At 57.7% G+C, this 9,183-nt stretch carries 8 protein-coding genes; 6 read left to right on the forward strand and 2 right to left on the reverse strand.

What is annotated here, in order from left to right; all coding sequences use genetic code 11:
- The coding region (locus IAE77_RS00910) for a Xaa-Pro peptidase family protein (RefSeq protein WP_294220461.1) at window positions 1–816 on the reverse strand (816 nt) is incomplete at its 3' end.
- Window positions 817–895: 79 nt separating this feature from the next.
- Between IAE77_RS00910 and IAE77_RS00915 the strand changes: the two genes are divergently transcribed.
- From IAE77_RS00915 to IAE77_RS00940, 6 genes are all read left to right on the forward strand, one after another.
- Entirely contained in the window at window positions 896–1,552 is a 657-nt protein-coding gene (locus IAE77_RS00915) for a restriction endonuclease subunit S (protein ID WP_294220464.1), read from the forward strand.
- A gap of 33 nt (window positions 1,553–1,585) precedes the next feature.
- Window positions 1,586–2,779 (forward strand): ATP-binding protein, encoded by a 1,194-nt coding sequence (locus IAE77_RS00920; RefSeq protein ID WP_294220467.1) that lies wholly within the window; start codon window positions 1,586–1,588, stop codon window positions 2,777–2,779.
- A complete protein-coding gene (locus IAE77_RS00925) occupies window positions 2,776–3,774 on the forward strand; it encodes an AAA family ATPase (protein ID WP_294220469.1) in 999 nt (332 codons plus the stop codon). The genes IAE77_RS00920 and IAE77_RS00925 overlap by 4 nt, the downstream gene beginning before the upstream one ends.
- 15 nt (window positions 3,775–3,789) lie before the next feature.
- The gene (locus tag IAE77_RS00930; protein ID WP_294220472.1) at window positions 3,790–6,801 is read left to right on the forward strand and encodes a type I restriction endonuclease; all 3,012 of its coding nucleotides are present in this window, start codon (window positions 3,790–3,792) and stop codon (window positions 6,799–6,801) included.
- 101 nt (window positions 6,802–6,902) lie between these two features.
- Entirely contained in the window at window positions 6,903–7,046 is a 144-nt protein-coding gene (locus tag IAE77_RS00935) for a hypothetical protein (RefSeq protein ID WP_294220475.1), read from the forward strand.
- 155 nt (window positions 7,047–7,201) lie between these two features.
- Window positions 7,202–8,935 carry a hypothetical protein gene (locus tag IAE77_RS00940; RefSeq protein ID WP_294220478.1) on the forward strand — a complete coding sequence of 578 codons (1,734 nt, stop codon included), beginning with the start codon at window positions 7,202–7,204 and terminating at the stop codon, window positions 8,933–8,935.
- 23 nt (window positions 8,936–8,958) lie between these two features.
- On the opposite strand, the gene IAE77_RS00945 is transcribed toward IAE77_RS00940, so the two are convergent.
- A partial coding sequence (locus IAE77_RS00945) for a nitronate monooxygenase (protein ID WP_294220480.1) occupies window positions 8,959–9,183 on the reverse strand: 225 nt, incomplete at its 5' end.

Below are 9,183 nucleotides of genomic sequence, written 5' to 3' on the forward strand. Positions count from 1 at the left end.
GACCACAGCTTTCGCCGCCTCGTTGGCAGCCAGCACCGTGTCGTAAATCTTCTGCATCTCCGCGCTCGGCTCACCAATGCACACCGTCCGCGTCAAGTCCGCGAGATAGCCGTCGTACTGCGCCCCCCAGTCGATCAGTAGGAATTCCCCGGCTTGCAGCACCCGTTCCGTCGTTGATCCGTGCGGGTTGCTGCTGTTCGGTCCGGTTTGGATCAGCGTGCCAAACGCCTTCCCATGTGCGCCGAGTTCCATCATCAGCGCATCCAGCCGCGCCGCGATCTGCACCTCGGTCATGCCCGGTTCCACTTCTTCGAGCAGTCTCCCCAGCGCCCCCTCGCTGATCTCAACCGCGTGCTGCATCGCTGCGATTTCTTCTGCCGTCTTGCGCGCCCTCACCCCAATCAGCGCCCGCTGGACATCGCTTACCTGAAGTGTTGGATCAACCGATTGCAGCGCCAGCAGTTCAAACACGCGCATCGTCAAGCCGTCCACCCCGATCCGCTTACCGTGCAGGTTGAGTGCATCCACCGCTTCCGCGAACGCACCCGCGTAGCCGGTTTCATCGCGCCACGCGAACGGACGCACACCCAGATCAGGGCGGTCGTTCAGCTTCGGCATTTCCAAGAACGGGACGATCATACTCAAGCCGTCGCGGGTGAGGATCGCCAATGTCGGGCGCTCGCTCAGGTGAAATTCCAAGCCCATGAAGTAGACGAAATTCGTCCCCGGCACGAGGATCACCGCATCCACCGCGCCGCTGTTGAGTCCTGCCGCGTCACGCAGCCGATTCAGCCGCGCCGCATAGTCCATCGTCATCTTTTGTCATCCTTATTCACGAAGGGGTTTAAGATGAAAGGGATTATAAACAGGTTCGCAGTGGATGGCAGATTGCACCATGAACCAAGACTCCGGCATCGAGTGGCTAACCTCGATGCCGCGCCACTGGCAGCGGATGAAACTGCGTCATCTAGCCTCGATGATCCAGACTGGACCTTTTGGCAGCCAGCTTCATTCCGAGGAATACGTCGAAGGCGGTGTTCCCGTGGTGAATCCAAGCCACATGAAGGACGGTGCCATTGTGCCAGACATGCGTTGCGCTGTAAGCGAGAGGAAAGCGACGATCCTTGGCCGCCACAAGCTCCAGCCCGGCGACATCGTCTTTGCTCGTCGAGGCGAACTCGGCCGATGCGCTCTCGTGACCGAGGTCGAACGCGATTGGCTGTGCGGCACCGGCAGTCTGCTCTTCCGACCCAAAACGGGCATCTTCGATCCTGCCTATCTGGTTCAAGTGCTCTCAGACCATCGGATTGCAGCCTTGCTCACGCTCCAGTCCGTCGGCTCCACCATGGACAACCTGAACACGGCCATGATCGCAAACATCTCGATCCCTCTGCCGACTATTAGCGAGCAGGCGGCCATCATGAAAGGCGTCGCCGAACTCAAAGCCGCCTTCCAGCTCTTGGGGCAAAAAGTCGAATCCCAAATCCAAACCCTGCAAACCCTCCGCAGCACCCTCATCGCCCACGCGGTGACGGGGAAGATCAAAGTCTAGCGTTCCTGCCCGCTCCAGCGTATTCTGCCGCCCATGCTGACCCCAGAACAAGTTCAAGAAGTCCTGACCTCGACCGAAGCCGACCGGATCGAGCGGACCCGCTCGATCACGAACAACGACAAGTTCCGGGAGGCCATCTGCTCCTTTTCCAACGACATGCCCGGCCATGGCAAACCGGGTTACCTGCTGATCGGGGTGGAGGACGACGGCTCGTTATCACCGGGTTTCGTGGCCACCGACGAGATTCAGAAGCAGTTAGCCAGCTACCGGGATGACGGGCAAATCCTGCCGCAGCCGATGCTGTCCGTTTACAAACAGCCTCACCCAAGCGGAGGAGAGTTCCTCGTGGTGGAAGTGCAGCCTAGTGATCTGCCGCCGGTTCGTTACCGGGGCCGCATCCACATCCGTGTGGGCCCCCGCAAGGCCACGGCTAGCGAGTCTGAGGAACGCAGGCTCAGTGAACGTCGAAGTGTTCATTTCAGAACCTTTGACGCGGGGCCTTGCCATGGAGCGGCGCTTTCGGACTTGGATTTGGATGCTTTTCAAAACACCTACCGCCGCGAGGCCGTGGACCCGGAGGTGATCCGGGAGAATGGTCGAAGCCTTGAGGAGCAGCTCGCCGCCTTGAGACTCTACAATCCAATCAAGAAATGCCCCACCAACGCAGGAGTCCTTCTGTTTGGAAAGGACCCGCTTCACTACTTTCCGGGCGCTTATGTGCAGTTTGTCCGCTTTGGCGGCCTCCAGATGGAGGATGGTGCGCTGGAGGAAAAGATGTTTACCGGCCCATTGATCGTTCTGCTGAGGGAGATCAACATGTTCATCCGCTCCCGCTTCACGCAGCGTCCCGTGAAAGACTCTGTTCTCACGGAAAAGCTGATCTGGGATTACCCGGAGACAGCTGTGCGCGAGCTGCTCATGAATGCGGTGTTGCACCGCGACTACGAGTTCAACCGTCCGACGACCTTCTACATCTTTGACGATCGAATTGAGATTCAGAATCCCGGCAGCCTTTACGGGCTGGCACGGGAGGAGTTCCCCAGCCGAAATGATTACCGCAACCCCATCCTGGCCGAGGCGATGAAGCCGCTTGGCTACATTAACAGGTTTGGCTACGGCATCCGGCTTGCACGCCGCAGTCTGGAAGAGAACGGCAGCCCTGATGTGGAATTCACCACGGCAATGCATGATTTCCTCGCCATCATCCGCAAGCATCCCCTCCGATGAAAACCATTGCCTTCTTCAACAACAAGGGCGGCGTGGGCAAAACCACGCTCGTCTATCATCTGGCGTGGATGTTTTCCCGCATGGGGAAACGCGTTGTGGTGGCTGATCTCGACCCTCAGGCCAATCTGACTTCGATGTTCCTGCCCGAGGATAAACTTGAGGAGATTTGGACCGAATCCGGGCCGGGACTCAGCATCATGAGAGCCCTCGCTCCCATCATCAAGGGAACCGGAGATATTGCCACGACACCCATTCAGCAGATCCGGTCAACTCTTTGGCTGATTCCTGGAGACCTGGGGCTGGCCCAGTTTGAAGCAGAGCTTTCCGAAGCGTGGGGGAAATGCTTGGATGGCAAAGAACCTGCCTTCAGGACGACGAGCGCCTTTTATCGGATTATCCAAAACGTTGCCAACGCGGGTAAGGCTGACGTAGTGCTGTTGGATGTCGGCCCCAACCTGGGGGCCATCAATCGTGCTGCGCTGATCTGCGCTGATGCCATTGTGCTTCCCCTAGCTCCAGATTTGTTCTCGCTACAGGGACTGCGCAACTTGGGGCCAACTCTGAAACGCTGGCGGCAGGAATGGAAGACTCGTCTTGCTCACAACCCGGCAGACGACTTGAAACTGCCGTCTGGTGACTTGAAGGCTCTCGGTTATGTTATTTTGCAATTTGGTCTTCGTGACGCCAACACGGTTGTGAAAGCTTACGATCGTTGGGCAAAACGAATTCCTGAAACGTATGCCGAATACATCCTCGGCCAAAAAGGGCTTCAACAAAACGATGATGATCCCCAATCGCACCGTATCGCGATGCTGAAGCACTACCGTTCGCTGGTCCCGATGGCCATGGAAGCCCGGAAACCTATCTTCGACCTCAAAGCGGCGGATGGTGCTCTCGGCGCACACTCCTACGCTGTGCAAGATGCCTACGCAGACTTCAAAACGCTTGCCTCCAATATTCTCGAACGCTTGAACATGTCGGACGATTGGTTGTGACAAACCTATTAGCCCATGCCCTCCCAAACCACCGAAGCCGCCCTGGAAGCCTGCATTGAACGCGCCTTGACCGGCGGTGTGACGGTGGCGGCGAAGGAGGCAGTGCTTCAAGAGCCGACGCCGGACTACGGCGGCAACGGCTGGAAGCGTGGGAAGCCGGGCGACTTCAATGCGGAGTTCGCGGTGGATGAGGCGATGCTGTGGCAGTTCCTGGAAAGCACGCAGGCGAAGGAACTGGCCAAGCTGCATCACAAGCCGGACTGGAAGCGGCAGGTGCTGGAGCGGCTGCACCGCAAGCTGAAGAAGGATGGCATCCTCACCGTGCTGAAGAAGGGGCTGGAGGTGGACAATGCGCACCTCAAGCTCCTTTATCGTCTGCCCTACAACGACCTGAACCCGGACGTGAAGGCGGCCTTTGAGAGCAACCGCTTCTCCGTGACCCGGCAGGTGCATTACTCCGTGGCTGATCCGCTGAAGTCGGTGGACATGGTGCTTTTCATCAACGGTCTGGCCCTGGCGACGCTGGAACTCAAGAACCCGTGGACCGGCCAGAACGTGAACCACGCGAAGAAGCAGTATCGAGAGGACCGCGACCCGAACGAGACGCTCTTCCACTTCCGCCGCTGCCTCGTCCACTTTGCCGGCGATCCTGACGAGGTCTGGATGACGACGAAGGTGGATGGCGTGGGCACTTACTTCCTGCCTTTCAACCAAGGCCAGCCGAACGGAGCCGGGAAAGGCAATCCGCTGAACCCCGACGGCCCGAAGTCCGCCTACCTGTGGACGGATGTCCTCACCCGGCAGAGCCTGTGCAACATCATCGAGCACTTCGCCAAGGTGGTCGAAGAGGTGGACAAGGAGACGAAGAAGACCAGCACCATCCTCTACTTCCCCCGCTACCATCAGCTCCAGGTGGTGCGGAAGCTCCTGCGTCTGGTGCAAAGCGAAGGCGTGGGTGGTCGCTACCTGATCCAGCACAGCGCGGGCTCCGGCAAAAGCCACAGCATCACCTGGCTGGCCTACCAGCTCATCGAACTCTACGAAAGCACGGGGCAGGCGAACCTCTTCGACTCCGTGATCGTGGTGACCGACCGTCGCGTGCTGGACAAGCAGATCGACGGCAACATCAAGCAGTTCTCCGAGGTGAAGAACCTCATCGCCCACGCCGAAAGCGCCGCCGATCTGCGGAGCCATCTGGAGAAGGGCAAGAAGCTCATCACCACCACGATCCAGAAGTTCCCCTTCATCGTCGATGGCATCGCCAACATGAGCGACAAGAAGTTCGCCGTGATCATCGACGAAGCCCACAGCAGCCAGGGCGGTGTGGCCGCCGACAAGCTGAATCAAGCCATCGGTGCCACCGAGGACGCGGAAGAGCCCGAAGACTGGCAGGACCTGATGCTTCAAGCCATGGGCAAACGTAAGATGGGCAAGAACGCCAGCTTCTTCGCCTTCACCGCCACGCCCAAGCCCGCGACGCTGGAGAAGTTCGGCAAGGCGAGAGTCCCTGGCCCCGGCTTTGATCCGCATGACCTGTATTCCATGAAGCAGGCCATCGAGGAAGACTTCATCCTCGACGTGCTGGCCAACTACACGACTTACAAGAGCTACTACGAGGTGCAGAAGTCCATCGAGGACAATCCACGCTTCGAGAGCGCCAAGGCGCAGAAGAAGCTCCGCGCCTATGTGGAAGCCCACAAGCAGACCATCGGCACCAAGGCCGCGCTGATGGTGAACCACTTCATGGATCATGTGGTGAAGCCGAAGCTGCTCAAAGGGCAGGCACGCGGCATGGTGGTGACGCGCAACATCGAGTGCGCCATCCGCTACTTCCAAGCCATCCGCAAAGAGCTGGAGAAAGCCAACGCCGACTTCCAGCCAATCATCGCCTTTTCCGGCAAGAAGGTGGTGGATGGCATCGAGCACACCGAGGACAGCCTGAACGGCTTCCCCGAGAAGGAAATCCGCACGAACCTCAAGAAGCCCGGCTATCGCCTGCTGGTGGTGGCGAACAAGTTCCTCACCGGCTTCGACGAGCCGCTGCTGCACACGATGTATGTGGACAAGAAGCTGCAAGGCGTGCTGGCCGTGCAGACACTCTCCCGCCTGAACCGGTGCAACCCGAAGATGGCGAAGCAGAACACCTTCATCCTCGACTTCTACAACACGGCAAAGGAGATCAAGGACGCCTTCGATCCCTTCTACACCGCCACCAGTCTCAGCGAACCGACCGACATCAACGTCCTGCACGACCTGAAGGACGAACTCGACGATGCCGAGGTCTATAACCAGGAGGACGTGGACCGCTTCAACGAAGCCTTCTTCAAGAAAGCCCCGCCCGAACAGCTCCACCCGATCATTGATCACTGCGTGGCCCGCTTTGATCTCATCGAAGACGAGGAGGACAAGATCGACTTCAAGATCAAGGCCAAGCAGTTCGTGAAGATCTACGGCCAGCTCGCCTGCATCATCCCCTTTGAAAACCTGAACTGGGAGAAGCTGCACTGGTTCCTGAAGTTCCTCATTCCCAAGCTCAAGGTGAAGGACAAAGACAAGGAGGTGGATGCCCTGCTGGAAAGCGTGGACCTAAGCACCTACGCCCTCGAACGCGTCCGCCTGAACGAGCACATCGGTCTCGATGCCTCGCCCACCGCCCTCGATCCTCAAAACCCCAACGTGCGCGGCCATCACGGCGGCGAAGAAGAACGCGAACCACTCGACGACATCATCGCCGCCTTCAACGAACGCTGGTTCAGTGCGTGGAGCGCCACGCCGGAAGAACAGCGCGTGAAACTGGTGAACATCGTCGAACGCGTCCGCAACCACGCCCGCTACGCCGAAGTGGTGAAAGCCGATCCGCAGAACCGCGAGATCGCCCTCGCCGACCTCATCAATCAAGCCGTGCTGGCCCAACGCAAGACCGACATGGAACTCTACCAACTCCGCCAGGACGAAGCCTTCAAACAAGCCTTCAATGAAGCGGTCCTGCGCATCCTTGCCGTGCAGGAGGCTAAGAAAGCGGCGTGATCAACAGGGAGGAATGGGTTAAGGGCGGTTGTTTGACAGTATGGCTGATTCAATTCATTAATGAGCGTCTTCAGCTAGTTGCACTATCCGCGTCCCTTCCCATGAGTGAACAAATTCGAATACTTCAGGATGGCATCCAGAATCGGCAACAGGAGATTCATCGCATCGCCGACATTCTTGCAAAACACGCGCGGGAAGAAGAGACTCTGCGATCACTGGCAAAAGTGCTGATTACCCGCAACTGACTCAACTTGGTTGATGCCATAATTACCAGCATTTCCACGGTCATTCGTAGGCTGGTCGGACACTGGAGGCGACCCAACACCGAGCATTGACAATGGTGTCGAACGATATCACCACGCATTCCAGCCAATGGGCCTCCATTTAACGTTCGTCTGTCATGAATGAATTCCAGTTAGCACCAACGACACTGACGGAAACCGCTTCAGCCACCGGGCACTCGAAAGGTAGCCTGACTAACCGAGCCGATTTGTTGATCGTGATCCCTTTGCGGGAGGAACTTCAGACGATTCTCGAGAAGTGGGGAGGGGCAAACCAGTGGAAGGCCAAGTTGATCGGGACGGATGTGTATTATCATCGGGACATGCATGGGATAAGGGCGGCAGTCACCCGACTTCAGGAGATGGGGAACCAACCTGCGTTGGAGCAGACTGCCCGCGCTATTGACATCGTCGAGCCCAAGGCCGTGTTCTGCATCGGGCTGGGGGGGTCGCTTCACCCTGATGATTTGCGGCTCGGGGATGTGGGAGTGTCGCGTGCGGTGGCGGAAATCGCCGATGCGTCCAAAGTGTCAACTCGGGGGAGAAACACGTCTCGGGCGGACGACGTTGGGAAAGGATGTGCGCAAAAGGGGGAGGAGCAGACCGTTGAGACTGATGCCAAACCCGGCAAGCAGATCAGGGCGCAGGAGGAGGGTTACTACCTTGAACTGATGAACCGCCAGTTTGCGGCGTCCAAAAAGTTGGTGAACGTGATCTGCAACATCCCGACAATCAACCCAGCCGTGATCGCTGATTGGAAAGAGGCTTGTTCCGGTGATAAGGAGGAAGCCTTGAGCAGTGAGCCTGTAGGTTCCACAGAAGGGATGATAGAGGCGGACCGGCTGAAACGGGACGAGGCACGGAAAAAACAGTCACGGGACACGCCCGAATTTGATGACTGTCATTTCGCTTCCGGTCTTGTCGTCGCGAGTTCAAACCTGCCGCTCCGCATGGCAAACCGCGAGTTCAAAGTGATCGAAACCGAGGGCGCGGGCGTGGCGCGGGCATGTATTCACAGAGAATGCCCGGTTCCTTTCGTGGTGTTCCGGGGCATCTGCGACATGGCAGACGAGAACAAGGCTGTTCTTCAGGGCGAGGCGAAAATTTGGCCGGCTGGAATGTGGCGCAAAGTAGCAGCTGGCAACGTAGCATTGTTCATCGACGCGATCCTGCAGGAGGAGATGTTGAAGCAGGCGATCAAGAAGCCTGACCTGGTGGATGTGACCAATATTAAAAGTAAAGTCACTGAACTGGACCAGACAGGCAAGCTGAGGTTCGAAAGGACAGATCTACTGAACCTCCTGCCGGTCATGTCGGGGATTCTTTCCCAGGCGAAGGCACCTTCCGATTTGTACATCTCCGCAGGCGATCTTTGGGTGGCCCGGCCACTGCTGACTCACAAAGACTGGGACTGCGACGGTGGCTTCCCGATTAACGACATCTACATCATAACCATGGATCCTAAGGTCGGGCGGCTGCTGAAAACCCAAGGTCTCAGCCCGGCGAGCAGCTCTGAGGCATTTGTGCCTAACCTGAAAGCGCTTCACAACTTCATCGAAGAGCGAAACAAGGCCAGATCCGGTCGCAGATGCGGAATTTATCATGCTTACTGGCCGGCACTTCCAGCATTTCATGGCTACGTGTTCGCCGATTACGTGTGGCACGGCAAATGGGGAGCAGGTTCTGATGGCAAGCTGCAAATGCTGCACAATGACATCACAATTCTGCGTGAGGATGCATTTCCTGAGGACTATTCCGCAGTCAAGGCCATGCTGCCGCCCCAAAGCGCCTTCAAGCCTGTGACGGAGCAATACCTCGAACACTTGGAGCCAGCTTCCAACGAGGCTGCCTGACTGGCGGGAAATGGGTCGCGTGATCATGGGAAGATCCAGCTGCGGATCTCCCGGAGGATATCAATCATCGCACAAGGGTTGATGAAATTAGCTGTTCCCACCTGGACCGCAGTGGCTCCTGCCATGAGAAATTCAATCGCATCCCTGCCATTCATGATTCCCCCGACACCGATAACCGGAATCGTCAGGTGCTTATAGAGATTCCAGACAATTTTCAGCGCAACCGGTTTTACCGCCGGGACAGGGAA

Source organism: Prosthecobacter sp., from assembly GCF_014879935.1.
In the GTDB taxonomy this organism is placed as follows: domain Bacteria; phylum Verrucomicrobiota; class Verrucomicrobiia; order Verrucomicrobiales; family Verrucomicrobiaceae; genus Prosthecobacter.